Origin of the sequence: Streptomyces sp. NPDC096040 (genome assembly GCF_040303265.1) — a bacterium.
Classification (GTDB): domain Bacteria; phylum Actinomycetota; class Actinomycetes; order Streptomycetales; family Streptomycetaceae; genus Streptomyces.
In genome coordinates this window covers 26,679-51,915 of sequence record NZ_JBEOTA010000023.1, presented here as the reverse complement: position 1 = coordinate 51,915, position 25,237 = coordinate 26,679, and the positions used below count along the sequence as shown (strand labels likewise).

General features: G+C 71.0%; 20 protein-coding genes, 1 tRNA gene and 1 pseudogene. 9 read left to right on the top strand and 13 right to left on the bottom strand.

What is annotated here, in order from left to right; all coding sequences use genetic code 11:
* Nucleotides 1–14: 14 nt before the first annotated feature.
* The 5 genes and pseudogenes from araD to ABTY98_RS28860 all read right to left on the bottom strand — a co-directional run bounded on the left by araD (nucleotide 15) and on the right by ABTY98_RS28860 (nucleotide 4,961).
* The gene (gene araD / locus ABTY98_RS28880) at nucleotides 15–1,748 is read right to left on the bottom strand and encodes an L-arabinonate dehydratase (protein WP_502994380.1); all 1,734 of its coding nucleotides are present in this window, start codon (nucleotides 1,746–1,748) and stop codon (nucleotides 15–17) included.
* Entirely contained in the window at nucleotides 1,745–2,656 is a 912-nt protein-coding gene (locus ABTY98_RS28875; RefSeq protein ID WP_352223945.1) for a dihydrodipicolinate synthase family protein, read from the bottom strand. The genes araD and ABTY98_RS28875 overlap by 4 nt, the downstream gene beginning before the upstream one ends.
* Nucleotides 2,653–3,309 (bottom strand): GntR family transcriptional regulator, encoded by a 657-nt coding sequence (locus ABTY98_RS28870; protein ID WP_352223944.1) that lies wholly within the window; start codon nucleotides 3,307–3,309, stop codon nucleotides 2,653–2,655. Before ABTY98_RS28870 ends, ABTY98_RS28875 begins: the two co-directional genes overlap by 4 nt.
* A gap of 177 nt (nucleotides 3,310–3,486) precedes the next feature.
* A pseudogene (locus ABTY98_RS28865) lies at nucleotides 3,487–4,240 on the bottom strand (MBL fold metallo-hydrolase).
* A 139-nt stretch (nucleotides 4,241–4,379) separates the two neighbouring features.
* On the bottom strand, nucleotides 4,380–4,961 hold the full coding sequence (locus ABTY98_RS28860) for a TIGR03086 family metal-binding protein (protein ID WP_352223943.1): 582 nt from the start codon (nucleotides 4,959–4,961) through the stop codon (nucleotides 4,380–4,382).
* A 182-nt stretch (nucleotides 4,962–5,143) separates the two neighbouring features.
* Here ABTY98_RS28860 and ABTY98_RS28855 point away from each other — a divergent pair, with 182 nt between their 5' ends.
* Nucleotides 5,144–6,370, top strand: coding sequence for an MFS transporter (locus tag ABTY98_RS28855; protein WP_352223942.1), 1,227 nt, complete (start codon nucleotides 5,144–5,146; stop codon nucleotides 6,368–6,370).
* Here ABTY98_RS28855 and ABTY98_RS28850 read toward each other — a convergent pair.
* Nucleotides 6,313–7,470, bottom strand: coding sequence for a hypothetical protein (locus ABTY98_RS28850; RefSeq protein ID WP_352223941.1), 1,158 nt, complete (start codon nucleotides 7,468–7,470; stop codon nucleotides 6,313–6,315). The genes ABTY98_RS28855 and ABTY98_RS28850 overlap by 58 nt on opposite strands.
* A gap of 62 nt (nucleotides 7,471–7,532) precedes the next feature.
* Nucleotides 7,533–8,474 (bottom strand): 5-dehydro-4-deoxyglucarate dehydratase, encoded by a 942-nt coding sequence (locus ABTY98_RS28845; RefSeq protein ID WP_352223940.1) that lies wholly within the window; start codon nucleotides 8,472–8,474, stop codon nucleotides 7,533–7,535.
* Between the two features lie 267 nt (nucleotides 8,475–8,741).
* Here ABTY98_RS28845 and ABTY98_RS28840 point away from each other — a divergent pair, with 267 nt between their 5' ends.
* The 7 genes from ABTY98_RS28840 to ABTY98_RS28810 all read left to right on the top strand — a co-directional run bounded on the left by ABTY98_RS28840 (nucleotide 8,742) and on the right by ABTY98_RS28810 (nucleotide 16,076).
* A complete protein-coding gene (locus ABTY98_RS28840; protein WP_352223939.1) occupies nucleotides 8,742–9,551 on the top strand; it encodes an NAD-dependent epimerase/dehydratase family protein in 810 nt (269 codons plus the stop codon).
* 282 nt (nucleotides 9,552–9,833) lie between these two features.
* The gene (locus ABTY98_RS28835; RefSeq protein WP_352223938.1) at nucleotides 9,834–10,604 is read left to right on the top strand and encodes a DeoR/GlpR family DNA-binding transcription regulator; all 771 of its coding nucleotides are present in this window, start codon (nucleotides 9,834–9,836) and stop codon (nucleotides 10,602–10,604) included.
* Between the two features lie 88 nt (nucleotides 10,605–10,692).
* On the top strand, nucleotides 10,693–12,060 hold the full coding sequence (locus tag ABTY98_RS28830) for an ABC transporter substrate-binding protein (RefSeq protein ID WP_352223937.1): 1,368 nt from the start codon (nucleotides 10,693–10,695) through the stop codon (nucleotides 12,058–12,060).
* Nucleotides 12,057–12,992 carry a carbohydrate ABC transporter permease gene (locus ABTY98_RS28825; protein ID WP_352223936.1) on the top strand — a complete coding sequence of 312 codons (936 nt, stop codon included), beginning with the start codon at nucleotides 12,057–12,059 and terminating at the stop codon, nucleotides 12,990–12,992. Before ABTY98_RS28830 ends, ABTY98_RS28825 begins: the two co-directional genes overlap by 4 nt.
* On the top strand, nucleotides 12,989–13,834 hold the full coding sequence (locus ABTY98_RS28820) for a carbohydrate ABC transporter permease (RefSeq protein ID WP_352223934.1): 846 nt from the start codon (nucleotides 12,989–12,991) through the stop codon (nucleotides 13,832–13,834). The genes ABTY98_RS28825 and ABTY98_RS28820 overlap by 4 nt, the downstream gene beginning before the upstream one ends.
* Nucleotides 13,831–14,820: a zinc-dependent alcohol dehydrogenase family protein gene (locus ABTY98_RS28815; RefSeq protein WP_352223933.1), complete on the top strand. Its 990-nt coding sequence runs from the start codon at nucleotides 13,831–13,833 to the stop codon at nucleotides 14,818–14,820. Before ABTY98_RS28820 ends, ABTY98_RS28815 begins: the two co-directional genes overlap by 4 nt.
* An 80-nt stretch (nucleotides 14,821–14,900) precedes the next feature.
* Nucleotides 14,901–16,076, top strand: a complete 1,176-nt coding sequence (locus ABTY98_RS28810) for a TerD family protein (RefSeq protein ID WP_352223932.1) — start codon at nucleotides 14,901–14,903, stop codon at nucleotides 16,074–16,076.
* Between the two features lie 69 nt (nucleotides 16,077–16,145).
* Here ABTY98_RS28810 and ABTY98_RS28805 read toward each other — a convergent pair whose 3' ends face one another.
* From ABTY98_RS28805 to ABTY98_RS28780, 6 genes are all read right to left on the bottom strand, one after another.
* Nucleotides 16,146–17,174 (bottom strand): 1-aminocyclopropane-1-carboxylate deaminase, encoded by a 1,029-nt coding sequence (locus tag ABTY98_RS28805; RefSeq protein WP_352223930.1) that lies wholly within the window; start codon nucleotides 17,172–17,174, stop codon nucleotides 16,146–16,148.
* A 14-nt stretch (nucleotides 17,175–17,188) separates the two neighbouring features.
* Nucleotides 17,189–17,836: a GntR family transcriptional regulator gene (locus ABTY98_RS28800; RefSeq protein ID WP_352223929.1), complete on the bottom strand. Its 648-nt coding sequence runs from the start codon at nucleotides 17,834–17,836 to the stop codon at nucleotides 17,189–17,191.
* A gap of 106 nt (nucleotides 17,837–17,942) precedes the next feature.
* Nucleotides 17,943–19,532, bottom strand: coding sequence for a TROVE domain-containing protein (locus tag ABTY98_RS28795; RefSeq protein ID WP_352223928.1), 1,590 nt, complete (start codon nucleotides 19,530–19,532; stop codon nucleotides 17,943–17,945).
* A 325-nt stretch (nucleotides 19,533–19,857) separates the two neighbouring features.
* Nucleotides 19,858–19,927 (bottom strand) — tRNA-Ser (locus ABTY98_RS28790).
* Nucleotides 19,928–19,975: 48 nt separating this feature from the next.
* Entirely contained in the window at nucleotides 19,976–21,427 is a 1,452-nt protein-coding gene (locus ABTY98_RS28785; RefSeq protein WP_352223927.1) for an alkaline phosphatase PhoX, read from the bottom strand.
* Nucleotides 21,428–21,659: 232 nt separating this feature from the next.
* On the bottom strand, nucleotides 21,660–23,090 hold the full coding sequence (locus ABTY98_RS28780) for a hypothetical protein (protein ID WP_352223926.1): 1,431 nt from the start codon (nucleotides 23,088–23,090) through the stop codon (nucleotides 21,660–21,662).
* 308 nt (nucleotides 23,091–23,398) lie between these two features.
* Between ABTY98_RS28780 and ABTY98_RS28775 the strand changes: the two genes are divergently transcribed.
* Nucleotides 23,399–25,225, top strand: a complete 1,827-nt coding sequence (locus ABTY98_RS28775; protein ID WP_352223925.1) for a DUF8508 domain-containing protein — start codon at nucleotides 23,399–23,401, stop codon at nucleotides 25,223–25,225.
* Nucleotides 25,226–25,237: the final 12 nt, after the last annotated feature.

Here is a 25,237-nt window from a genome sequence, read left to right as displayed (position 1 = left end):
TACGGGTGGTGCGGTCAGCCCGCGTACGGGTCCGGGATCTCTCCCGGCCGGGCGAGGAACTCGAAGTCGCAGCCGGTGTCGGCCTGGGTGATCTGCTGGTCGTAGAGCGCGCCGTAGCCGCGCTCGTGGCGCACGGGCGGGGGCGTCCACCGGGCCCGGCGCCGCGCCAGTTCCTCGTCGTCCACGTCGAGTCGGAGGCTGCGGGCCGCCACGTCCAGGGTGATGGGGTCCCCGGTGCGGACGAGGGCGAGCGGCCCACCGATGTACGACTCGGGCGCGATGTGCAGGACGCAGGCGCCGTAACTCGTGCCGCTCATCCGGGCGTCGGAGATCCGCACCATGTCCCGCACGCCCTGCTTCAGCAGGTGGTCGGGGATGGGCAGCATGCCGTACTCGGGCATGCCGGGACCGCCCTTGGGCCCGGCGTTGCGCAGCACGAGCACGCTGTCGGCGGTGATGCCGAGGGCGGGGTCGTTGATGGTGCGCTGCATGGTCCTGTAGTCGTCGAAGACGACGGCGGCCCCGGTGTGCCTGAGGAGCTGCGGTTCGGCGGCGATGTGCTTGATGACGGCGCCGTCCGGACAGAGGTTGCCGCGCAGTACGGCGACTCCGCCTTCGGTGGCCACGGGGTTGCCGCGGGGCCGGATGACGTCGTCGTTGTGCACCTGGGCGCCGGCGAGCTGCTCGCGGTAGGTGTCGTACGACACCGTCGGCCGGTCGAGGTGGAGCAGGTCGGGGATGCGGGAGAGGAAGCCCGGGAGGCCGCCCGCGAAGTGGAAGTCCTCCATGAGGTACTGCTGACCGCCGGGCCGGACGTTGGCGAGGACGGGCACGGTCCGGGCGATGCGGTCGAAGTCGTCCAGGGTGAGCCGCACCCCCGCCCGTCCGGCCATGGCGATGAGGTGGATGACGGCGTTGGTGGAGCCGCCGAGGCCGAGGACGGTCGTCACCGCGTCCTCGAAGGCGTCGGCGGTGAGGAGGCTGGAGAGCCGTCGGTCCCGATGGACGAGTTCGACGATCCGCATCCCCGCCCTGGCGGCCATCCGGTCGTGCCCCGAGTCGACGGCCGGGATGCTGGACGCGCCCGGGACCGTGACCCCGAGCGCCTCGGCGGCGGCGGTGAGCGTGGAGGCCGTGCCCATGGTCATGCAGTGCCCGGGGGAACGGGCCAGACCGCTCTCCAGCTCCGCCATCTCGCAGTCGCCGATCAGACCGGCACGCTTGTCGTCCCAGTACTTCCACATGTCGGTGCCGGAGCCGAGGACCTCGTCGCGCCAGTGGCCGGGGAGCATCGGTCCTGCGGGGACGAAGACGGCAGGCAGGTCGACGGAGGCGGCACCCATGAGCAGGGCGGGGGTGGACTTGTCGCAGCCGCCCATCAGGACGGCGCCGTCGACCGGGTACGACCGCAGCAGCTCCTCGGTCTCCATGGCGAGGAGGTTGCGGTAGAGCATGGGGGTCGGCTTCTGGAAGGTCTCGGAGAGCGTGGAGACCGGGAACTCCAGCGGGAAGCCGCCGGCCTGCCAGACGCCCCGCTTGACGGCCTGCGCCCGGTCACGGAGGTGCACATGACAGGGGTTGATGTCCGACCAGGTGTTGAGGATCGCGATGACCGGCTTGCCGAGGTGCTCCTCGGGGAGATAGCCGAGCTGGCGGGTGCGCGCGCGATGGCTGAAGGAGCGGAGGCCTTCGGTGCCGTACCACTGGTGACTGCGGAGTTCCTCGGGCTGCTTGCGAGGCGCGTTCATATGGACCATCCGGAGGCGATGGCGGCGACCTCGGCGCGCTCTTCCTCGGGCAGCTGCCTGCTGGGCGGGCGGACGTCGCGGCGGCAGAGGCCGAGGGAGGCGAGGGCCTCCTTGACGACGGTGACGTTGTTCGCGGAGCCGTTGGCCGCGCGGAGTTCCTCGAAGCGGCGGATCTGTTCCCAGACCTTCATGGCGGCCGGGTAGTCGCCGGATCGAAGCGCTTCGATCATGTTCAGTGAGACGGCCGGGGCGACGTTCACCAGACCGGAGGTGAAGCCGGTGGCGCCGGCCGAGAAGTAGGAGGGCGCGTAGGGCTCGGCGAGCCCGGCGACCCAGACGAAGCGGTCGAGACCGGCGTCGCGGGCGAACGCGGCGAACTTGGCGGCGTCGGGGACCGCGTACTTGACGCCGATCACATTGGGGCAGGCGTCGGCGAGTTCGGCGAGGCGGGCCCCGGGGAGCTGGGCGTTGCGGACGTACGGGACGACGCCCAGTTCGGGCACGGCCTCGGCGATGGCGCGGTGGTAGTCGACCCAGCCGGCCTGCGAGACGTAAGGGTGGACGGGCTGATGGACCATCACCATCTGGGCGCCGCACTCCCGGGCGTGGCTGGCGGAGGCGACGGCGGTCGGCACGTCATGTCCGACGCCGACGAGGATCGCGGCCCGCTCCCCGGCTTCGTCGACGGTCAACTCGGTGATGAGTCGCCGTTCTTGGGGGGTGAGAGCGTAGAACTCGCCGGTGTTGCCGTTGGGGGTGAGGGTGCGGATCCCGCCGTCGAGGAGGCGGCGCAGCAGGGCCCGGTGGGCGGTCCGGTCGACGCTGCCGTCCGCGGCGAAGGGGGTCACCGGGATGGCCACGACGTCGGCCAGGGCCGCCCGTTGGGTCTCGAACGCCACGCTGCTCATTCCTGTCCTTCCTCTGCCTGGGCTTCGGGGTACGCGCGCTCGACGAAGGAGGCGATGTGGGCGTGCAGGGCGCTTGCGGCGCCGTCCGCGTCGCCCGCCAGCGCCAGCCGCAGGATCTCGCGGTGCTCGCCGGCCTCCTGTTCCCAGGAGGGGGAGGCGGCCCAGGCGACGGCGGAGACGAGGGCGGCCTGGTCGCGGACCTCGTCGAGCATCCGGCCGAGCAGTGGGTTGCCGCACGGGAGATAGAGGGCGCGGTGGAAGTCCCGGTTGGCGAGGGAGCGTTCGGCGGTGTCGGTCGCGTCGTCGGCGCGGGTGAGCGCGTCGCGGGCGGCGTCGAGGGATGCGCCGCGTTTCACGGCCCGCCTGAGAGCCTCGGGTTCGAGAAGAAGCCGTACGTCGTAGACCTCGCGGGCCATGTCCGCGTCCACCATGCGCACCGTGACGCCCTTGTACTGGCTCATCACGACCAGCCCGGTCCCCGCGAGGGTCTTGAGCGCCTCCCGTACGGGGGTCTTGGACACCCCGAACTGCGCGGCCAGCTCGGTCTCCACCAGGGCCTGACCGGGCGTCAGCTGCCCGGTGAGGATGCGGTGCTTGATCGCGTCCAGCACATACTGCGTCCGGGACGGGATCGGCATGGGCACAGAGGTCATGCGCGCCTCTCGGGGTCACGTATCAGCTGCGGGAGCTGATCTGACGTATTTGATCTCGCGTATCGCGTCTTATATATGACGTACGAAGTACGACGCGGATGAAGGTAGGAGCACGGCTGTGTTTCGTCAATGCTTCTGACAAAGGTGCTGTGCCGGGCACCGCGGCCTGCCCCGGGCTCAGAGGCCCCTGGCCTCGCCCTCCCGCGCCACGCTGGTGGGCCGGCCCGACACCGCCCCGGCCCGGCCCGCCGCCATCTCCCTCGTGAGCGTCGGCCCGACATGCGTCACCAGCAGCTCCCGCACTCCCGCGTCACGGGCGATCCGCCCCGCGTCCTCCGGGGTCAGATGTACACGTTCGCCATCGCGATGCTCGTCGAGGTCGGCCTCGCACGGGAAGACGTCCGCGCGCGTGGCCAGCTCGGTCAGCGCGTCGCAGGGTCCGCTGTCCCCGGAGTACGCCAGTACGCTCCCCCGGCATTCGGCGCGCAGCCCGTAGGCCTCGGTGTCGTGGACCACGGCCCGCGTGGCAAGCCGCAGGTTCCAGTGCTGGACCATGTGTGCCCGTCGTACAGCGGCCGGAAGTCGAAAACCCCGCCGAGGAAACCCACATCCGGTCGGCCGAAGAAGCCCGCCAGCCGTTGCGCGCACCCCTGCGGCGCGTACACCGGTATCGGCGCGGCCGGCGTCATCCCGCCGAAGGCGTACGCGTAGGCCGCGGCCGGCAGATCCGCGCTGTGGTCCGCGTGCAGGTGCGAGATCCAGATCGAGTGAGCCGCGCCGGATCCGTGTGCCGCTGCAATTCCGCGAAGGTGCCGGTCCCCGCGTCCACCCACACCTCGGCACCCCCGCCCCGCAGCAGATAGCCCGAGCACGGGCGGCCGGGCCGGGGGTGCGGAGAGGCGGTACCGAGGACGGTGAGGCTCAGTGCCATGGCGAGGAGAGTACGGATCCGGGCCCTCGCCCGCTCACCGTTCGAGCCCCTTCACGGGTTCCAGCCCGTCCCCTAACGGGTTCCAGCTCGTCCCCTTACGGGTTCCGGACCGGTCCCCTTACGGCCTCCAGCCCGGCTCTTACGGCTTCCAGTCCGGGTCCCGGCCGCTCAGCCCCACCGCCCGCTCCAGCAACGGCGCGCTCTCCGGCACCGGCACGAGCGGGCCGAACGGGCCCCGGTCGGCCTGTGCCGCCGCCCGCAGGAAGCCGTACGCCGCCTCCAGCGCCACCGGGTCCGGGGTGTACTCCTGGCCGGTGGCCCGGGCCAGGTCCCAGCCGTGGATGACCAGTTCGTCGGCTGCCACCGCCGCCGCCACCTCACCCGGCAGGTCGATCCCGCCCGCGCGGGTCATCCCGCTCCACGCGGACGGGTCCAGCCAGGCCTGTGCCAGTGCGTCGAGTGCCTTGGGCAGTTCCTGCCGCCACCCCGGGCCGAGTTCCGGCAGGGTGGCATCGGGACGGTGGTCGGTCGTGGCGCCCAGGTTCCTGTGGGCCGCGTCCCGGAAGGCCACGGACAGCCCCGCCACATGGCCCAGCAGGTGCCGGACCGCGTAGTCCGGACACGGGGTGGACGCCATGAGCTGCTCGTCCGTCACCCGTTCCGCGAGTCCCGCCACGATCCTCGCCTGCGGACCCAGGTCGATCATGGTCGTGCCAGTCATTGCGTCGCCTCCCGGTTCACCGACCCGGTCGTCCGAGTCGTCTCCTTCAGGAGGTAGACCGCGTCGGCCGCCGAAACTCATCGATCCGCCACGGTCCGGGAGTCCGGACCCCGGCATACCCGGCCCTTCTAAGGCACCTTCCCGATCCCGGCACCCCCGCCTTAGGCCCACGATGACCAGGCATGACCACCTCCTGGACCGTGACCCGCCTGCTCCGCGACCGCAACGCGGCCCTCTACCTCACCGGTGTCGTGGTGTCCGGCTTCGGCAGCTCCGCGCTCTGGCTGGTGTCGGGTGTCTGGGTCAAGGACCTCACCGGCTCCAACGGCCTCGCCGCCCTGTGCACCGCCGCGCTGTGGACCCCCACCCTCCTCGGCCCCGCCCTCGGCACCCTCGCCGACCGCGTCCGCCGCAAGCCCCTGCTCATCCGAATGAACCTCGCCCTCGCCGTCCTCCTTCTCCCTCTCCGGGCGGTCGACTCGTCCGCCTCCGTCTGGCTCCTCTTCACCGTCCTGGTCCTCTACGGCGCGGCAGGCGTCGTCGAGGACGCCGCCAACTCGGCCCTCGTCGCCGCCGCCGTCGACCCGGCCCTCCTCGGTGACTTCAACGGGCTGCGGATGACCGCGCGCGAGGGCATGAAGCTGGTCGCCCCGCTGACCGGCGCCGCGCTGTACACGGCCTACGGCGGGCCGAGCGTGGCGCTGCTGGACGCCGGCACCTTCGTGCTGGCGGCGGGGGTGTGCGCGCTGCTCCGGGTACGCGAGGAACCTCCCGAGCCGACGGGCGGCAAGTGGCGGCGGCAGACCGTCGAGGGCGTCCGGCTGCTCTGTGGGCACCCGGCCCTGCGTCCGCTGGTCCGGGCCGGTGGCGTCACGATGTGTCTCGCCTCGCTCGGCAGCAGCCTGAACTACGCGGTGGTGGACGCCCTCGATCGCTCCCCCGCCTACACGGGTGTGATGTACGCCGTCCAGGGCGTCGGCTCGGTCGCGGTCGGGCTGGTCTCCGGGCCCGCCCTGCGGCGGCTCGGCGAGCGCCGGTTCGCGGCGTACGGCATCGCCCTGACGGGGGTCGCGGTGGCCGCACGGGCGGTGCCGTACGACGCGGTGGTGCTGGCGTGCAGTGCGGCGGGCGGGCTGGGGCTGCCCTGTGTGCTGATCGCCGCCTACACCGCCGTACAGCGCGAGATCCCGGCCGCCGCACTGGGGCGGGCGACCGCGACCGCCGACACGCTGATGTTCACACCGAACGTGGCCGGACTGGCGGTTGGTGCCGCTCTCGTCGAACTCGTCGACCACCGGCTGCTGTTGGTGGTCCTGGGCGGTGCCCTGCTGGTAACCGCCGGGTCACTGGCTCAGCGCAGCGCCTCCCGCACCGACGCCAGGTCGCCGTCGGACGCCAACCCGGCGTGATACAGTCGCAGTTCGGTCGCACCCAGGTCACGTGCCCTAGCCGCGTCGGCCGCCAGGGTGCCGGGGCTGCCGCCCATCCCGGAGACCACCGTGAAGTTGGCGGCCAGGACCGTGTCCTCGCGCGCGTGCTCCGCGAAGGGCGTCAGCAGGGCCGTACCGCCCGCGCAGGGCACCACGACACCGTCCGCGACCGACAGCACATGCGCGGGGTCCACGCCCGCGTTGGCTCCGCAGTGGTAGGCCACCGGGTCGGCGTGCAGCAGCACTTGGAAGCCCTGGGGGGCCGCCGCGCGCACCGCGGCCACTGCCGTCTCCTGGAGTGTGCGGGCCTGCCCGTCGCGCCACGCGCGCGTGGCGGCCGCCACCGGTTCGCCGAGCAGCTTCTCGACCGTCGGCCACCCGCCGTCGTCCGCCGTGCCCCGCCACAGCGGCTCCAGGGCCTCCCGTACGGCTGTCGCCAACTCGTCCGGGTCCAGGCCCTGTTCGCCGTAGCCCGCCCGGCACGTCGGGCAGAAGCAGAGCGCCATCAGGTACTGGCCGGCGTCGCCGAGGGCGACGCCCGCGGTCTTGTCGTGGGCGTGCAGATGCTGGAGGCCGTACCAGCCGAGGGACTCCAGTTCGGTGCCGGCCGCGCCCGGGCGTACGGCGGCCTCGGCGGCGAGGTCGGTCAGGTACGCGCGCGTGGCGGACTGGGCGATGCAGGGGGCCCAGGGGTAGCGGTCGCCGTAGGCGTTGACGACCGAGGTGTCAGGGTGCTCGGCGCCCAGGCGGGAGCTGTGGGCGAGGATCACCCAGGTGTGGACTTCGAGGCCGGCGCCGGTCAGGGCTTCGGCGGCCTCCCCGTAGGCGTCGCCGGGGGCCCAGTCGCCCGCCGGGTGGGGGCGGAGCCGGCGGTCCGCCCAGTGGTCGCTCGCCGGGTAGTAGACGGCCGCGTACTCGGCGGTGACGACGCGGTGACGTGGGTGCCGAGGGGTCAGCGCGCGGGTGGAGTGGTAGGCGGCGGCGAGGGTCACCTGGTCCACGCCGAGCGCGGCGATCCGCCCCGGGGCCCCGGGATCCCCGTTCACGTCCCAGGGGTAGACGAACGCCGACGCCTTCAACCGTCCCCCTCCGGATCCCGCCGACGCCTTCGACCGTCCTCCTCCGGATCCCGCGGCCGCCGTCACGCGCCCTCCTCCAGCAGTGCGTATCCACGCTCGATCAGCTGGGCGAGCTGCTTCACATGGTCCTCGCCCGGCTCGTGCAGCGGGGGCCGGACCTCGCCGACGTCCAGACCGCGCAGCCGTACTCCCGCCTTGACGAGCGAGACGGCGTAGCCCCGGCCCTGGGCGCGGAGTTCGACGAACGGGCGGTAGAAGCCGTCCAGCAGGCGCTCCACCGTCGGTCGGTCCCCCTCGCGCAGGGCGGCGTGGAAGGCGAGGGCGATCTCGGGGACGAAGCAGAAGACGGCCGAGGAGTAGAGGGTGATGCCGATGGCCTGGTAGGCGAGCTGGGTCTGTTCGGCGGTGGGCAGGCCGTTGAAGTAGAGGAAGTCGCCCGGGACCTCGGTGCGGACGGCGCTGACGATGCGCTGCATCAGGTCCAGGTCGCCGAGGCCGTCCTTGAAGCCGATGACGCCCTCGGTGCGGGCGAGTTCGACGACCGTGGGCGGGGTGAACACCGCGTTGTCCCGCTGGTAGACGATCACCGGAAGGTCGGTCGCCGCGGCCACCTCCTGGTAGTGCCGCAGCAGACCCTCCTGGCCGGCGACCACCAGGTAGGGCGGCATGGCGAGCAGGCCGTCGGCGCCCGCGGCCGCGGCGAGACGCGCGTAGCGCACGGCGAGCGCGGTGCCGTAGCCGGCGCCGGCGATCACCGGTACCCGGCCCTCGGCCGCCGCCACGGCCGCGCCCACGCAGGCCTCGAACTCCTCCGGCAGCAGCGCGTGGAACTCCCCGGTGCCGCAGCAGGCGAACACGGCCGCGGCGCCGGCCTCGACGCCCCGGCGCACATGCTCGCGGTAGGCGTCCAGGTCGGGAGAGCCGTCGGGGCCGTAGGCCGTGACGGGGAAGAAGAGCGGCCCGCGCGGGTCACGAAGCCGGGCGGCGAGAGGGGCTGGCGTCACGGGCGCTCCCTGTCGATGCGGTACGACGCAGATCGTCGCACCGATGCATGTCTCTGATCGACGTCCATATTCATGAACGCGACCACGTTACGAGGCCCCCTCGTGGCCGGTCAAGGCGACAAACGACCAACATACGAGCGGATTCCCGCACTCCACGGCACACTTGACGAGGCGCTCCGCATCTCCCTAGCGTGTCCATGCATGTGAATGCCATACATGAATGAGACCTTCCGGGTCACCCGGAGGACGCCGACCAAGGAGGCCGGGATGCCCACTCCCCGCACGCTACTGCTCACCGGCGCCGCAGGCGGGCTCGGCACCCTGATGCGGTCCCTGCTCCCGAAGTACGGCTACGAGCTGCGCCTCTTCGACGTCCGCCCGGTCGACGGCGAGCCGGACGCGATCACCGCCGACCTCGGCGACAAGGACGCGCTGCGGGAAGCGGTGCGGGGCGTGGACGCGGTCCTGCACCTCGCCGGGATCTCCCTGGAGGCGCCTTTCGAGAAGATCCTCCGCTCGAACATCGAGGGCACCTACAACCTCTACGAGGCCGCCCGCGAGGCCGGTGTACCGCGGATCGTCTTCGCCTCCTCCAACCACGCCGTCGGCTACACCCCGGCGCCCCGCGCAGGCGGCCCGCTCATCCCGGTCGACACCCCGCGCCGCCCGGACACCTTCTACGGCCTGTCCAAGTCCTTCGGCGAGGACCTCGCCCAGCTGTACTTCGACCGGCACGGCCTGGAGACCGTCTCCGTCCGCATCGGCTCCTGCTTCGCCGAGCCGGCCGATGTGCGCATGCTCTCGGTGTGGATGAGCCCCGCCGACGGCGCCCGTCTCTTCCACGCGGCCCTGACCGCCGAGGAGGTCGGCCACACCGTCGTCTACGGCTCCTCCGCCAACACCCGCCTGTGGTGGGACCTGACCAGCGCCCGGGCGCTCGGCTACGAGCCGCAGGACGACTCCGAGCAGTACGCGGAGAAGCTGATCGCCGAGCACGGCGAGCTGGACCCGCGGAACCCGGCCCACACCCACCTGGGCGGCCGTTTCGTCAACGACCCGCCCATCTGGCCGTACTGAGGCCGAACGAGACGTGAGACGGCGGAAAACGATCGCCCAAGGCGGCGGGCGGGCACCGAACGGGCCCGCCCGCCGTCGCGTTCGGGCATACGGGACGCCCGCTCTCACCCGTCGCCCGGCAGCCGCGCAGGTCCGAGGCGGGCACCGCGAGCGGCAAACGGGCACACCCGGGCAGTATCGGGCCCGCAACAGACCTGGTCAGCCTCGCACACCCGCTGTAGAACTTGCTGCATGGCCCGAACGGGCAGTTCCACGCAGGTCCACAGCGAAGTGGGTGACGAGATGAGCACGCTGACGGCGGAAGAACGCCAGCGCGAGATCGTGCGGGCCGCGCGCGTCACGGGCTCGGTCGACGTCACCGCTCTGGCCGCCACGCTGGGCGTGGCCAAGGAGACCATCCGGCGGGATCTGCGCGCCCTGGAGGACCACGGTCTGGTGCGCCGTACCCACGGGGGCGCGTATCCCGTCGAGAGCGCCGGTTTCGAGACCACGCTCGCCTTCCGTTCGACCAGCCATGTCCCGGAGAAGCGGCGGATCGCGTCGGCCGCCGCCGAGCTCCTGGGCGACGCCGAGACCGTCTTCGTCGACGAGGGCTTCACCCCCCGGCTCATCGCCGAGGCACTGCCGACGGACCGGCCACTGACCGTGGTCACGGCGTCGCTGCCGGTCGCGGGCGCGCTCGCCGAGAGCGAGAACATGTCGGTGCTGCTGCTCGGCGGACGGGTGCGGGCCGGCACGCTGGCGACCGTCGACCACTGGACGACGAAGATGCTCGCCGGCTTCGTCCTCGATCTCGCCTACATTGGGGCCAACGGCATCTCACGTGAGCACGGCCTGACCACCCCCGACCCCGCCGTAAGCGAGGTCAAGGCCCAGGCCGTCCGCGCCGCACGCCGGACGGTCTTCGCCGGCGTGCACACCAAGTTCGGAGCCGTCAGCTTCTGCCGCTTCGCCGAGGTCGGCGCCCTGGAGGCGATCGTGACGAGCACCCTGCTCCCCACCGCCGAGGCCCATCGCTACGCCCTGATGGGCCCCCAGGTCATCCGGGTCTGACCCACCAACGCCACACCCACGCCCTCCCCGCAGGGCTCTTCCCCACCCCGCAGTGCCCCATATCTCCCGATTCCTCCAGGAGCGATCCATGCGAACCCCGAGCCGACGGAGGCCGCGAGTCACGCTCGCCATGGCCGCCGCAGGGACGCTGCTCGCCCCGCTGCTCTCCGGCTGCTGGGTCGGGGCGGGCGGGTCCGGTTCCGGCGGCGACTCGATCAATGTGCTGATGGTCAACAACCCCCAGATGACCGAACTCCAGAAGCTCGCCCCGCGCTTCACCAAGGAGACCGGCATCAAGGTCAACTTCACCGTCCTGCCCGAGAACGACGTCCGCGACAAGATCAGCCAGGACTTCGCCAACCAGGCCGGCCAGTACGACGTGGCCACCCTGTCCAACTACGAGATACCGATCTACGCCCGCAACGGCTGGCTGCACGAGATGGACTCGTACGTCGCGAAGGACCCCGGCTACGACGAGCAGGACATCCTCAAGCCGATGCGCGAGTCCCTGACCGCCAGCGACGGCAAGCTCTACGGCCAGCCCTTCTACGGCGAGTCGTCCTTCCTGATGTACCGCAAGGACGTGTTCGCGGCGAAGGGCCTGACGATGCCGGCGCACCCCACCTGGCAGCAGGTCGCCGACCTCGCCGCCAAGGTGGACGGCGCCCAGTCCGGCATGCGCGGCATCTGTCTGCGCGGCCTGCCCGGCTGGGGCGAGATGATGGCGCCGCTGACCACCGTCGTGAACACCTTCGGGGGCACCTGGTTCGACAAGGGCTGGAAGGCCCAGCTGGACGCGCCCGGGTTCGAGAAGGCGACGAAGTTCTATGTCGACCTCGTCCGCAAGCACGGCGAGTCCGGCGCCCCCCAGTCCGGCTTCGCCGAGTGCCTCAACAACATGACCCAGGGCAAGGTCGCCATGTGGTACGACGCGACGTCCGCGGCCGGCCTCCTCGAGGCGAACGGCTCCCCGGTCAAGGGCAAGCTCGGCTACGCCCCCGCACCCGTCGAGCAGACCAAGTCGTCCGGCTGGCTGTACACCTGGGCCTGGGGCATCCAGAAGGCCTCCCGCAACCCCGACAAGGCCTGGAAGTTCGTCTCCTGGGCGTCCAGCAAGCAGTACGAGGAACTGGTCGGCCAGACCAGCGGCTGGTCCAACGTCCCGGCGGGCAAGCGGGCGTCGACGTACACGAACCCCGACTACGTCAGGTCGGCCGCCGCCTTCCAGGAGATGACCAAGGAGGCCATCGAGAGCGCCCGCCCGAACGAACCCGGCGTCCAGCCGCGCCCCGCGCCCGGCATCCAGTTCGTCGACATCCCCGAGTTCACCGATCTCGGCACCAAGGTCTCCCAGGAGATCAGTTCGGCCATCGCCGGACGACAGTCCGTCGACTCGGCCCTGACGAAGTCCCAGCAGCTCGCCGAGAAGATCGCCAAGGAGTACGAGGGACGATGACCGCGACGACAGCCCCCTACACAGCGACACCCGCACGCGCCACGCGGCCGCCCTCCGCCCGCCTGCGCGCCTGGGCCACCCGGGCCCCCCTTCTGCCCGCCCTGGTCTTCATGATCGTCGTGACCCAGCTGCCGTTCGTGGCCACGGTGGTCATCTCCTTCCTCGACTGGAACGCCCTCTACCCGAAGGCCCGTCACTTCGCCGGCGTCGACAACTACCGCCAGGTCCTGACCGACGCCGACCTGCGCCACTCGGTGTGGACGACCGTGCTGCTCACGGTCACTGTGGTGCTGGTCAGCCTGGTCATCGGCCTCGCCCTCGCACTGCTCCTGAACCAGCGGTTCCGCGGCCGGGGCATCGTCCGCACCCTGCTGATCGCCCCCTTCCTGGTGGTCCCGGTGGCCGCGGCCCTGCTCTGGAAGCACGTCCTCTACAACCCCGAGTACGGCCTGCTCAACGGCCTGTTGCACTACGTCGGCGGACCGCAGCCCGACTGGATCTCGAGCACCCCGCTGCTGGCGGTCGAGGCCGCGCTGGTGTGGCAGTGGACGCCGTTCATGATGCTGATCCTGCTCGCCGGGCTGCAGAGCCGCGACCCCGAGCAGATCGAGGCCGCCTGGGTGGACGGCGCGAGCGAATGGCAGGTCTTCCGCTATCTGACGCTTCCGCACCTGCGCCGCTATCTGGAACTCGGCGCCCTGCTGGGCTGCATCTACATCGTCCAGAACTTCGACGCGGTCTTCACGATCACGTCCGGCGGCCTCGGCACCGCCAACCTCCCCTACACCGTGTACCAGAGCTTCTACCAGGCCCACGAGAACGGCCTCGCCTCGGCCGCCGGCGTCCTGGTCGTCATCGGCTCGATCATCATCGCGACCTTCGCCCTGCGCGTGGTGTCGTCCCTGTTCCGCGAGGAGGTGTCCCGCGCATGAGCAGCCTCGCCATACGCGTCAGGAAGCACCGGGGCCTCAGCATCGGTCTGGTGGCCTGGCTGGCCGGCATCGTCTTCTTCTTCCCCATCGCCTGGATGGCGCTGACGTCCTTCCACTCCGAGGCGGACGCGGCGACCAACCCGCCCTCCTTCGGCGCCGCCCTCACCCTGGACGGCTACCGCGAGTTCTTCGGAGCCGGCGGTGGCGCGAGCCCCTGGCCGGCGCTGATCAACTCGGCGGTCGCCTCGATCGTCTCGACCCTCCTCGTCCTCGTCCTGGCCTTCCCGGCGGCCTACGCGCTGTCGATCCGGCGGGTCAAGAAGTGGACGGACGTGCTGTTCTTCTTCCTCTCCACGAAGATGCTGCCGGTCGTGGCCGGGCTGCTGCCGATCTACCTGTTCGCGAAGAACACCGGGATGCTGGACAACATCTGGTTCCTGGTCATCCTCTACACCTCCATGAACCTGCCGATCGCGGTGTGGATGATGCAGTCGTTCCTCGCCGAGGTCCCGGTCGCGGTGATCGAGGCGGCACAGATCGACGGCGCCCGCCTCCCGACGATCCTCGCGCGCGTGGTCGCCCCGATCGCCCTGCCCGGCATCGCCGCCACCTCCCTGATCTGCTTCATCTTCAGCTGGAACGAACTTCTCTTCGCCCGAGTCCTGACAGGCGTGGTCGCCGAAACCGCCCCCGTCTTCCTGACCGGCTTCATCACGAGCCAGGGCCTGTTCCTGGCCAAGGTGTGCGCCGCGTCGCTCGTCGTCTCCCTGCCGGTGCTCGCCGCGGGGTTCGCCGCCCAGGACAAGCTGGTCCAGGGCCTGTCGTTGGGAGCCGTGAAATGAAGGCCGCTGTCATCGAGTCCGTGGGCCGTGCCGTCGTCACCGAGGTCCCCGACCCGACACCGGGCCCCCGTGAGGTCGTGGTGGAAGTGGCCGCCTGCGGCCTGTGCGGAACCGATCTCCACATCCTCCAGGGCGAGTTCGCGCCCAAGCTGCCGATCGTGCCGGGCCACGAGTTCGCCGGCGAGGTGGTCGGCGTCGGCGCCCAGGTGACCGAGGTGGCGATCGGCGACCAGGTCGCGGTCGACCCGTCCCTGTACTGCTACGAGTGCCGCTACTGCCGTGACGGCCACAACAACCTCTGCGAACGCTGGGCCGCGATCGGCGTGACCGTCCCGGGCGGGGCCGCACAGTACGCGGTCGCCCCGGTCGCCAACTGCGTGAAGCTCCCCGAGCACGTCCGCACCCAGGACGCGGCACTGGTCGAGCCACTGTCCTGCGCGGTACGCGGCTACGACGTCCTCAAGTCCCGCCTGGGCGCGCACGTCCTCATCTACGGCTCCGGGACCATGGGCCTGATGATGCTGGAACTCGCCAAGCGGACCGGCGCGGCCAGCGTCGACGTGGTCGACCTGAACCCGGCCCGCCTGGAGACCGCCCGCGGTCTCGGCGTCTCGGCGTCCGCCGCGAACGCCGACGAGCTGGACCGCCCGCGGGGCTGGGACGTGGTGATCGACGCGACCGGCAACGCGGCGGCGATCCAGGACGGCCTGGAGCGGGTGGCGAAGGCGGGCACGTTCCTCCAGTTCGGCGTCGCCGACTACGCGACCCGGGTCACGATCGACCCGTACCGAATCTACAACCAGGAGATCACCATCACCGGCTCCATGGCCGTCCTGCACAGCTACGAGCGCGCGGCGGAGCTGTTCGCGAACGGGGTGCTGGACCCGGAGGTCTTCATCAGCGACCGGCTCCCGCTGGACCGGTACCCGCAGGCGCTGGAGCAGTTCGCGGCGGGGGTGGGGCGGAAGATCGTCGTCGTCCCCTGAGCCGATCGGGGGGTTCCTGGGGCCGCTCGACGGTAAGGGAACGGTAAAGCGGTGTCGTTCGTTCACCTGGCATGACAGCTATGACCCCTGGCTCGAACATCCCTCTCACCGCCTCCCGGGTGGCGGTGGACGTCGCCGCCCCGGTGCGGCTCGACGTGTCGGGCCTGCTGCTCACGAGCGACGGCAAGGTGCGCTCCGACGACGACTTCATCTTCTACAACCAGCCGAGCGGCCCGGGCGTGACCCACCGCTCCGGCGGCGGTACGGCGCCGGACGCGATCACCGTCGACACGGCCGCCGTGCCGCCCGGCATCGAGAAGATCGTGGTCACCGCGAGCCCCGACGCCACAGGCCAGACCTTCCAGGGCATCGAGCCGACGGCGACGATCCGCAACGCGGACGACGGCTCGGTGCTGGGCACGTTCACGCCTCCGCAGCTGGGCACGGAGACGGCCCTGGTGGTCGTCGAGATCTACCTGCGCAACGGCGCGTGGAAGGCCCGCGCGGTCGGCCAGGGGTATGCGAACGGGTTGGCGGGCATCGCCACGGACTTCGGAGTGACGGTGGAGGAACCGGCACCGGCCGCACCGGCCGCACCGCCGCAGCCGGTGGCCGCGCCGCCCACCCCCGCCGTCGCTCCTGCCGCTGCCGCTGCTCCTGCCCCAGCTCCCGGTGCCGGGAAGATCAACCTCGACAAGGGCCGGGTCAGCCTCCAGAAGAACCAGACCGTGTCGCTGGTCAAGGGCGGCAGCCCGCTGCTCTCCCAGGTCATGATGGGTCTGGGCTGGGAGCCGGCGTTCCGCGGCAAGGACATCGACCTGGACGCCTCGGTCATCGCCTACGGCCCGCAGCGCGACCACGTCGACAGCTGCTACTTCGGCAAGCTGTCCATCCTCAACGGCGCGATCAAGCACTCCGGCGACAACCTCACCGGTGAGGGAGGCGGTGACGACGAGGTGATCGTGGTCGACCTCGGCCGGATTCCCCCGGAGGTCACCGGCCTGGTCTTCACCGTCAACTCCTTCTCCGGCCAGAAGTTCACGGAGGTCGCCAAGGCCTACTGCCGCCTCCTGGACGCGGCGACCGGCGAGGAACTGGTCCGCTTCGACCTCACCAACGCGGAGGCGCAGACCGGCGTGATGATGGCCAAGCTGGTCCGCCAGTTCTCCGGCGAATGGGACATGACGGCACTCGGCGAGTTCGTGAAGGCCCGCACGGTCCGGAACATGGTGAAGCCGGGCGCGCAGGCGCTGTAACGGCCGTGAATCGGCACGGTCCCGCGCTCCTTCCGGGGGCGCGGGACCGCCTCTTTCCCTTTCGGCCCGTCAGAACAGGGCGCTGTACGCGTTCAGCGCGGGCTGCCCGCCCAGGTGGGCGTAGAGGACGGTCGAGCCGGCGCCGATCTCACCCCGTCCGACGAGGTCTATGAGCCCCGCCATCGACTTCCCCTCGTACACCGGGTCGGTGACCATGCCCTCGGTACGGGCGGCGAGCCGCATCGCCTCCAGGGTGGCCTCGTCCGGGATGCCGTAGACACCCGCGTGGTACCGCTCGTCCAGCTCGATGTCGTCGATGGTCAACTCTCGCTTGACACCGATCAGTTGACCGGTCCACTGGGCTATGCGGGCGACCTGCTCGCGGGTCTCGGCGGGCTTGGCCGAGGCGTCGATGCCGATGACCCGGCGCTCGCGCCCACCGGCCTCCGCCAGCGCCGCGAACCCGGCTGCCATCCCGGCCTGGGTCGACCCGGTCACCGAGCAGACGATCACCGTGTCGAAGAAGACGCCCAGCTCCCGCTCCTGCTCGGCGACTTCGTACGCCCAGTTGGCGAAGCCGAGCCCGCCGAGCGGATGGTCGGAGGCGCCGGCCGGGATGGCGTACGGCCTGCCGCCGGACTCCTCGACCTCGCGCAGCGCCCCCTCCCAGCTCTCCTTGAACCCGATCCCGAAACCGGCCCGCACCAGGCGTACATCGGCCCCGGCCAGCCTGCTGATCAGGATGTTGCCGACCTTGTCGTACACGGAGTCCGGCCACTCCACCCAGCTCTCCTGCACCAGCACGCACCTGAGCCCGGCGCGGGCGGCAACGGCGGCGACCTGACGGGTGTGGTTGGACTGCACCCCGCCGATGGAGACGAGGGTGTCGCAGCCCTGGGCGAGGGCGTCGGCCACCAGGTACTCCAGCTTGCGCGTCTTGTTCCCGCCGTACGCGATACCGGAGTTGCAGTCCTCCCGCTTGGCCCACAGCGCGGCCCCGCCGAGGTGGGCGGTGAGGCGCTCCAGCGGATGCACGGGCGAGGGGCCGAAGAGGAGGGGGTAGCGCTCGTAGGAGGAAATGGAGGGAGAGAGGGACATGGAGGCTCCTGGTGTCAGTCGGGGTCGGCCAGGTCGGCGAGGGTGTGCCAGATGTCGGCGGTGACCCGGACCGCCGTCCGTGTGTCACCGGTCGCGCACGCCTCGATGAGCCGCTCGTGCAGGCCCGCCGAGCGGCAGGAACCGCCCTCACCGAAGCGGCGGCGCTCCAGGCGGCGGATGAGCGGGGTGTAGCGGGCGACGGTGGCGGCGGCCGCGCGGTTGCCGGCCACCCGGATCAGTACGTCGTGCAGCTCGTCGTCCGCGCGCAGGGCCTCGTCCACGTCACCGGCGCGTACGGCGGCGGCGAACCGGTCGTTGGCCGCGCGCATCATGTCGAGGTCGGTTTCCCGCAGCCGGGGTACGGCGGCCCGGGTGGCCAGTTCGTGCATGGCGCCGACCACGGCCGCCGCGTCCCGTACGTCGGCGGCCACGACCGGGGTGACCCGCGTGTAGCTCTGCGGCTTGCTCTCCAGGAGTCCCTCGTCGACAAGCCGGGCGAACGCCTCGCGCACCGGCGCCCGGGACAGCCCGAGCCGCTCCGCGAACTCGGCGTCCCGCACCACCGCGCCGGGTTCGATCTCCCCGGTGACGATGGCATCGCGGATGGCTTCGTAGGCGCGGTCGCGGAGCAGGGTGCGCGGCACGGGTCGCAGGGCCTCCATGGACTGAAATGTTAGATATCAATCAAGGCGGAAGCAAGGGCGCGGGTGGGCAAGGGTGTGGCCCGCACCCCCCGTGAAGGTGCGGGCCACGCTCATGGGCCGGAGGTCAGGCGGCTGCCGCCCACGGCCAGTCGGCGTCCCGGGCGGCCTCCAGCAGCGGCACCATCCGGAAAGCCGCGTCCGAAAGGCCCCCGAAGGTGTGCCTGTTGGCGTTGCCGGACGGGCCGTGGCCCACCCGGTAGCCGGCCAGGTTCCAGGTGTAGACCGGGACATGGGCCGGGACCTGCTGGGTCGGGTCGCCGTGCCGGTTGTAGGTGTACTGCTCGTCGGTGACGATCAGCACCCGGTCCTGCCCCCGGTAGTGCGAGCGGATCGCCGAGGTGGTGTCGGTGCCGCCCAGGTCGCCGAAGCGGCCCAGGACCTTCAGCACGGACTCTCCCCGCTCGAAGGCCAGCCGCTTGCTCGACGTACCGAACTCGACGAGGTCCGCGTCCGCCGCCCGCAGCGCGAGCGCCGTACCGAAGATCGCCGCCGCGTCGGCCCGGTTCAGCTCCGAGCGGTCGGACAATCGCGAGTAGAACATCGAGCCCGAACGGTCGACGAGCACCAGCGTCCGCCCCGGCAGCGCGGGCACGTTGGCCAGCGAGTGGCCGAGCGCCCGCTCCAGCGGGTGGGACCAGCGCAGCGACGGGGCATGCTGGTACGCGGCGAGGTACCGGAACGGGAACTGCCGCGAGCGCGCCACCTCCGCCGGGTCGCTGATCCGGGCCGCGACCTGGGCGGCGACCTCGTCACAGACACCGGCCTCGTCGAAGTTCCGCAGATTACGGGCGAGCGCCATGGTCCCCATGGACGGGATGACCGCCTCCCAGGCGGCCTTGTCCATCGGGCCCTGGAGCCATCCGGCCAGCGCCTCCCAGGTCAGCCCCGCCGCCGCGAGCCGCTCGGCGCCACCCGGATCGGTGACGACCGCACGCCGCCGGGCGACGGGCAGCGCCATCAGCTCGCGGTGCGCGGCGAGCACCGGGCTCGACGCGGGCGGTACGGCGGTGTCGGGGTGGTGGCGCCGGTCCAGCGCGTACTGGAACAGCTCGCCCTGCCACGGCTTGTCCGGGTCCGGCGCCGCGTGCACCAGGTTGAGGATGTCGCCGAAACGGTACCCCTTGGCCGCGGTGTCGTACTTGAGCAGCGACTTGCCGTGGTAGAGCCGCCGTACGGCGTCGGCGATCCCCCGCTTGACGGGCTTGGGGACGGCACGGCCGTAGGTCGCCGTCCAGTAGGCGAGCAGCTCGCCGGGCTCGTCGGGCCGCTGAAGCACGGAGGCGACGACCTGCCGGTTCGAGGGGCCCTCGGTGGCGTCGGCGGCAAGGCGTGCGTGGACGTACTCGGCGGCGCCCACGAGGGAGGCGGTCCGCATGTTGCCCTCGCCGCGCAGCCAGCCGAGCAGGCCGGCGGTCCAGGCCGGATCGGTGACGGCGAGCCCGCGTACGAGCTTCGTGTACCGGTCGTCGCGGTCGGCACCGGTCTCGTAGAAGGTCCGCTGCGAGACGAAGTTGGAAAGAGCGAGCAGAAAGAGCTCGGAACGCGTGTCCCGCTCCTGGCCACGGCCGCCCTGATAGGTGCGGAGCACGCGTCCGGTCGAGGTGACCCGCGAAGTGGGCTGCGCCCGGGCCGCCTTGGTGTTGAATCGCGCCATGGTGAATTCCCCCCGAATTCATTGGAGTCTGGGAGGAGGCGCAACAAGAGGTGGGTGTCCGAGATCAGGAATCGACGGCGGACTTTAGTCAGATGCTCTGTCCATTGAGCTACACCGGCCGGCAGCCGATGACGGGAGTCGAACCCGCAGCCTTCTGATCCCACTGAAGTAACCGCTGCCTGCGCACCGGACCCCCACCCTGAGCTGCGCCTCCCGAGTTCAGTGACACACGCACCGGGAGGTGCATGAAGTTTTTGGTGTCCAGAGTTCGAGGTCGGCGGAACCGACATAGGTGCTCTAGCCCCTGAGCTACACCGGCCTGTTGTACCGGTGGCGGGACTCGAACCCGCGGCCTCCCCATTAAGAGTGGAAGTAAGTCCTGCCTTCGCACCTGGACGTTCATCACCTTAAGAGGAGTGCCGCGGGACGAGCGAGCGAATTAATCAGCCGCGCTTCTGGCGCTTCCAGGGCCCGGTGATCGCGAGCATGATGCCCGGAGTCTGGATGTTGGCGTACAGGGTCCGGCCGTCGGGTGAGAAGGTGACGCCGGTGAACTCGCTGTATTCCGGCTCCGCTTCGGTGCCGATGTTCAGCTCGTTGCGGGCGATCGGGTAGGTGCGGCCGCTGTCGGTGGCGCCGAACAGGTGCTGGATGCCCTCGCCGTCCTCGGCGATGACCAGGCCGCCGTACGGGGAGACGGTGATGTTGTCCGGGCCGTCGAAGTTGCCGTCCACGGACGGGTCCGGGTTGACGCCGATGAGGACCTTCAGGGTGAGGGTGCGGCGCTTGGGGTCGTAGAACCAGACGGCGCCGTCGTGCTGGACGGGGCTCTCGGCGCGGGCGTAGGAGGAGACGACGTAGGTGCCGCCGTCACCCCACCACATGCCTTCCAGCTTCCGGGCGCGGGTGACCTGGCCGGCGGTGAACTGCTTGCGGACCGAGGTGGTCCTGGCGTCACGGTCGGGGACGTCCACCCAGTCGACGCCGTACACGGTGCCGATCTTCGTGGCGCGGGAGAGATCGTCGACGAACTGGCCGCCGGAGTCGAAGCACTTGAAGGCCTGGAGCGTGCCCGCGTCGTCGGCGAGGGTGCGCAGCTTGCCGCGGCCGTGGTGGAAGTGCTCCGCCGGGGTCCAGCGGTAGAGCAGGCCGTTCGGGTTGGACGCGTCCTCCGTCAGGTACAGGTGGCCGCGCTTGGGGTCGACGACGACCGCCTCGTGGGCGTACCGGCCGAGCGCCTTGATGGGCTTGGGGTTCCGGTTGGCCCGGCGGTCCTCGGGGTCGACCTCGAAGACGTAGCCGTGGTCCTTGGTGAAACCGTTGGTGCCCGTCTTGTCCTCGGTCTCCTCGCAGGTGAGCCAGGTGCCCCAAGGGGTGTTGCCGCCCGCGCAGTTGGTGGCGGTGCCCGCGATGCCGACCCACTCGGCGACATGGCCGCCGGGGCGGACCTCAACGACCGTGCAGCCGCCGGCCGCGGCCGGGTCGTACACCAGGCCCTCGGTGAGCGGCACCGGGTGGGCCCAGTTGGCGCGGGGGCCGGCCAGTTCGTGGTTGTTGACGAGGAGGGTGGCGCCGCGCGGGCCGTCGAAGGTGGAGGTGCCGTCGTGGTTGGAGGGGGTGAACTCGCCCGACTCCAGCTTGGTCTTGCCGCTGTATGTGATGACCGTGTACTCGAAGCCGGCGGGAAGCGCGAGGATGCCGTCGGGGTCGGGGAGCAGCGGCCCGTAGCCGACACCGCCGTGTCCGTGCCCTGCCTCGGCCGCGTCGGACGCCTCGGTCTCGGTGGACGCGAGGGCGTTCGGCGCGGTGGCGAGGGCGCCGACGCTGCCCGCCAGCGCGACACCGGCACCGGTGATCGCGGATTTCCTGGCGAAGTCCCTGCGGGTGAGCGACATAAGTTCTCCTGTGACGGTCGGAGTGCCGTGGAGGGTGGCGGACCTCAAGTCGGCGCACACGCTCCCGGCCGATCCTGAACTCCGCCTGAACTCAGGGCGACATCGGCTTCGGGTGTTCCATGAATCCGTAAGCACCGCCCCACGGTGGCCAAAAGCCCCGCCCAAGAACCCGCCCAAGAACCCGCCTCTCCGGCCGTCTGCCTCCCGGCCGGGAACAGGCCTTGTCGGCCGCCTACTCCCCGTGCTGGGACCGCGCCTTGAACGCCGCCTTACGGGCCTCCTTCGCCACCTTCTTGTCCGGGTGCAGGCGCCCCATCGCCTCCAGGACGTCGGCCGTGTCCGGGTGATCCACCCGCCACGCCTCGGCGAAGAACCCGGCGTGCTGCTGGGCCAGCCCCTCGACCAGGGCCTGCAGTTCCTCCGAGTTTCCTTCGGCGGCCAGCTGCGCGGCGACCGTGTCGATGGTCAGCCAGAAGATCATGTCCGGCGAGGGCGCCGGTACGTCGGCGGCGCCACGCTCGACCAGCCAGACCCTGGCCAGGCCGCCCAGTTCGGGGTCGTCGAGCACCTCGCGGAGCGCAGGCTCGGCCTCCGTGCCGACCAGGGACAGCGCCTGCTGGCAGCGCAGCCGGCGCAGCGGCGCCCCCGCGTCCTCGCCGCGCGCGGCGGCCAGCAACTCCCGTGCGGCGGCGAGTGATTCACGACGGGCCAGCCACTGCTCGGTCTCGGCCTGCGCGGCCCCCTGCGAAAACGCGGCCATACCGTCGAGCAACGCGTCCGCGCCCTTGTCGGCGAGCTCCCCGACCGCCGGCGCCTCGAACCCGGCCTCCAGCAGCCGCGCCCGCAGCCCGTACGCGCCGAGCGCGGTGAGCCGCACCATGCCGTACCGGGAGACATCACTCTCGTCGACCGGCCCCGCCGCCGGCTCCTCCTCCGCGTCGGCCATGAGCGCCTCGTCGACCGGCTGGTACTCGACGAGCCCGATCGGCTCCAGCATCCGGAACTGGTCGTCGAGCCGCATCATCGCGTCGGAGACCTGTTCGAGGACGTCGTTGGTCGGCTCCCCCATGTCGCTGGGCACGATCATCGACGCGGCGAGCGCGGGCAGCGGCACCGGCGCCTCGCCGGGACCGCCTTCGCCGAGCGTCAGCAGGTACAGGTTGCCGAGGACGCCGTCGAGGAACTCCGCCTCGGCCTCGGGGTCCCAGCCGAGTGACGAGAAATCGACCTCGCCGCCCTCGCCGAGCGCGTCGACAATTCCGTCCAGGTCGGGCACGCTCGCGTCGCCGATCACCGTCTCCAGCGCGGCCAGCCACACCGCGAGGATGTCATGCGGCGAGCCCCCGGTGAGCAGTGCCAGCTCCTCCCCCGCCGCCACGGTCCCGGCCTCCTCGTCGACGATCTCGACGAGCCCGGCGTCCAGGGCGACCCGCCAGGCCTCGGCGGCGTACGCGGCGGCATCGTCCCCGGTGAGCCCGAGCAGTTCGGCGGCGGCCGGGAGGTGTTCCTCGGCCAGTCCGCCACCTGCGTCGACGCGGGTGTCGGGCCCGGCCCAGCGGGCGAGCCGGGCGGCCCGGGACAGCAGCGGCGTGGCCAGCGCGGCGCTCGCCAGCTCCGCTTCGGAAAGCAACCGCACCGGCGGCAGGGGGGAGCTGTCTGACATCGGGTGGTTCTCCTCGGACGCCTCAACGGTCGTACGACGACGGGCACGCCGTACGACGGCCGTACGACCATCGGGACGCCGTACGGCTCAGCCGCTCAGCCTAGACGGATTTCCACCCATGCCGCCCGGTTCATCTCCTCGCCGGGCTCCGTACATGGCCGAAACCTTGACAACTCCCCCGTGCAGGTACGAGATTGACGCGCGTAGAAAGCAGGGGGGACAAGTGTTCACTCTTTGTCTACGCGTGTCATGCCCATTCCATGACTCGCCCTCGTCCCGGCACCGTTTATGTCCCCGGAGGGATTTCCTTGCCGAGCAGGTCTTCCGCGCGTCTCGCCGCGCTCACCGTCGCCGCCGTCTGCAGCGCGGCGTCCACCGTCGCCCTCACCTCGCCGGCCCAGGCCGACGGGCTGCGCATCCATGACATCCAGGGCACCACACGCATATCGCCGTACGCCGGCCAGAAGGTGACGGACGTCCCCGGCATCGTCACGGCCACGCGCACCTACGGCTCCTCCCGGGGCTTCTGGCTCCAGGACCCGACGCCGGACGACGACCCGGCCACCAGCGAGGGCGTCTTCGTCTTCACCAGCTCCACCCCGAAGGTCGCGGTCGGCGACTCGGTCACGGTCACCGGCACGGTCTCCGAGTACGTCCCCGGCGGCGCCTCCACCGGCAACCAGTCGCTGACCGAGATCACCAAGCCGACGGTCACCACGGTCTCCACGGGCAACGCGGTGCCGGCGCCGGTCGTGATCGACCGGAAGTCGGTCCCCGGCAAGTACGCCCCGGCGGGTGACACGGCCGCGAGCGGCTCGATCAACAGCCTGACGCTTCAGCCGAAGAAGTACGCCCTGGACTACTACGAGTCCCTTGAGGGCATGAACGTCCAGGTCCGCGACACCCGTGTGGTCACCGCCACCGACCCGTACTCCGAGCTGTGGGTCACGGTGAAGCCGCACGAGAACCGCACCGTCCGCGGTGGCTCGCTGTACCGCTCCTACAACGACCAGAACACCGGCCGCCTCCAGATCCAGTCCCTGGGCTCGACCGCCGACTTCCCTGTGGCGAACGTCGGCGACACGCTGACCGGCGCCACGACCGGTCCGATGGACTACAACCAGTTCGGCGGCTACACCCTCGTCGCGAGCCGGCTGGGCGCCCTGAAGAGCGGCGGCCTGCAGCGCGAGACGACGAAGAAGCAGTCACGGAGCGAGCTGGCCGTCGCCACCTACAACGTCGAGAACCTCGACCCCTCGGACGGCACCTTCGCCGCGCACGCCTCCGCGATCGTGAACAACCTCCAGTCGCCCGACATCGTGTCCCTGGAGGAGATCCAGGACAACAACGGCGCGACGGACGACGGCACGGTCGCCGCCGATGTGACGGTGAACAAGCTGATCGACGCGATCGTCGCGGCCGGCGGCCCGAAGTACGACTGGCGTTCCATCGACCCGGTCAACGACAAGGACGGCGGCGAGCCCGGCGGCAACATCCGCCAGGTCTTCCTGTTCAACCCTGAGCGAGTGTCCTTCGTCGACCGCGCGGGCGGCGACTCCACCACCGCGGTGGGCGTCACCAAGGTGCACGGCGAAGCCCAGCTGACGGCCTCCCCGGGCCGCGTCGCCCCGTCGGACTCCGCCTGGACCAACAGCCGCAAGCCGCTGGCCGGCGAGTTCGTCTTCCGCGGCAGGACCGTCTTCGTGATCGCCAACCACCTGAACTCCAAGGGCGGCGACCAGGGGCTGACCGCGCAGTACCAGCCGGTGGTGCGGAGCTCGGAGACCCAGCGCCACGCGCAGGCGACGCTGGTCAACGCGTTCGTCAAGAGCATCCTCGACGTCCAGAAGAACGCCGACGTCATCGCGCTCGGTGACATGAACGACTTCGACTTCTCCGGCACCACCAAGATCCTGGAGAGCGGCGGCGCCCTCTGGTCGGCGATCCAGTCGCTGCCGACCAAGGAGCGCTACACCTACGACTACCAGGGCAACGAGCAGGTCCTGGACCAGATCCTGATCAGCAAGGAGATCCGGCGCGAGGGCGACTTCGAGTACGACAGCGTGCACATCAACTCGGAGTTCCACGACCAGATCAGCGACCACGACCCGCAGGTGCTGCGCTTCCGCCTGTAAGCCCTTCGGAAC

Excerpts from the sequence above, each read along its gene's own strand:
- ABTY98_RS28780 (WP_352223926.1), bottom strand. The coding sequence starts at position 23,090 with ATGTCAGACAGCTCCCCCCTGCCGCCGGTGCGGTTGCTTTCCGAAGCG.
- ABTY98_RS28830 (WP_352223937.1), top strand. The coding sequence starts at position 10,693 with ATGCGAACCCCGAGCCGACGGAGGCCGCGAGTCACGCTCGCCATGGCC.
- ABTY98_RS28815 (WP_352223933.1), top strand. The coding sequence starts at position 13,831 with ATGAAGGCCGCTGTCATCGAGTCCGTGGGCCGTGCCGTCGTCACCGAG.
- ABTY98_RS28805 (WP_352223930.1), bottom strand. The coding sequence starts at position 17,174 with ATGTCCCTCTCTCCCTCCATTTCCTCCTACGAGCGCTACCCCCTCCTC.
- ABTY98_RS28825 (WP_352223936.1), top strand. The coding sequence starts at position 12,057 with ATGACCGCGACGACAGCCCCCTACACAGCGACACCCGCACGCGCCACG.
- ABTY98_RS28875 (WP_352223945.1), bottom strand. The coding sequence starts at position 2,656 with ATGAGCAGCGTGGCGTTCGAGACCCAACGGGCGGCCCTGGCCGACGTC.
- araD (WP_502994380.1), bottom strand. The coding sequence starts at position 1,748 with ATGAACGCGCCTCGCAAGCAGCCCGAGGAACTCCGCAGTCACCAGTGG.
- ABTY98_RS28860 (WP_352223943.1), bottom strand. The coding sequence starts at position 4,961 with ATGACTGGCACGACCATGATCGACCTGGGTCCGCAGGCGAGGATCGTG.
- ABTY98_RS28795 (WP_352223928.1), bottom strand. The coding sequence starts at position 19,532 with ATGGCGCGATTCAACACCAAGGCGGCCCGGGCGCAGCCCACTTCGCGG.
- ABTY98_RS28840 (WP_352223939.1), top strand. The coding sequence starts at position 8,742 with ATGCCCACTCCCCGCACGCTACTGCTCACCGGCGCCGCAGGCGGGCTC.
- ABTY98_RS28800 (WP_352223929.1), bottom strand. The coding sequence starts at position 17,836 with ATGGAGGCCCTGCGACCCGTGCCGCGCACCCTGCTCCGCGACCGCGCC.
- ABTY98_RS28855 (WP_352223942.1), top strand. The coding sequence starts at position 5,144 with ATGACCACCTCCTGGACCGTGACCCGCCTGCTCCGCGACCGCAACGCG.
- ABTY98_RS28835 (WP_352223938.1), top strand. The coding sequence starts at position 9,834 with ATGAGCACGCTGACGGCGGAAGAACGCCAGCGCGAGATCGTGCGGGCC.
- ABTY98_RS28810 (WP_352223932.1), top strand. The coding sequence starts at position 14,901 with ATGACCCCTGGCTCGAACATCCCTCTCACCGCCTCCCGGGTGGCGGTG.
- ABTY98_RS28870 (WP_352223944.1), bottom strand. The coding sequence starts at position 3,309 with ATGACCTCTGTGCCCATGCCGATCCCGTCCCGGACGCAGTATGTGCTG.
- ABTY98_RS28785 (WP_352223927.1), bottom strand. The coding sequence starts at position 21,427 with ATGTCGCTCACCCGCAGGGACTTCGCCAGGAAATCCGCGATCACCGGT.
- ABTY98_RS28820 (WP_352223934.1), top strand. The coding sequence starts at position 12,989 with ATGAGCAGCCTCGCCATACGCGTCAGGAAGCACCGGGGCCTCAGCATC.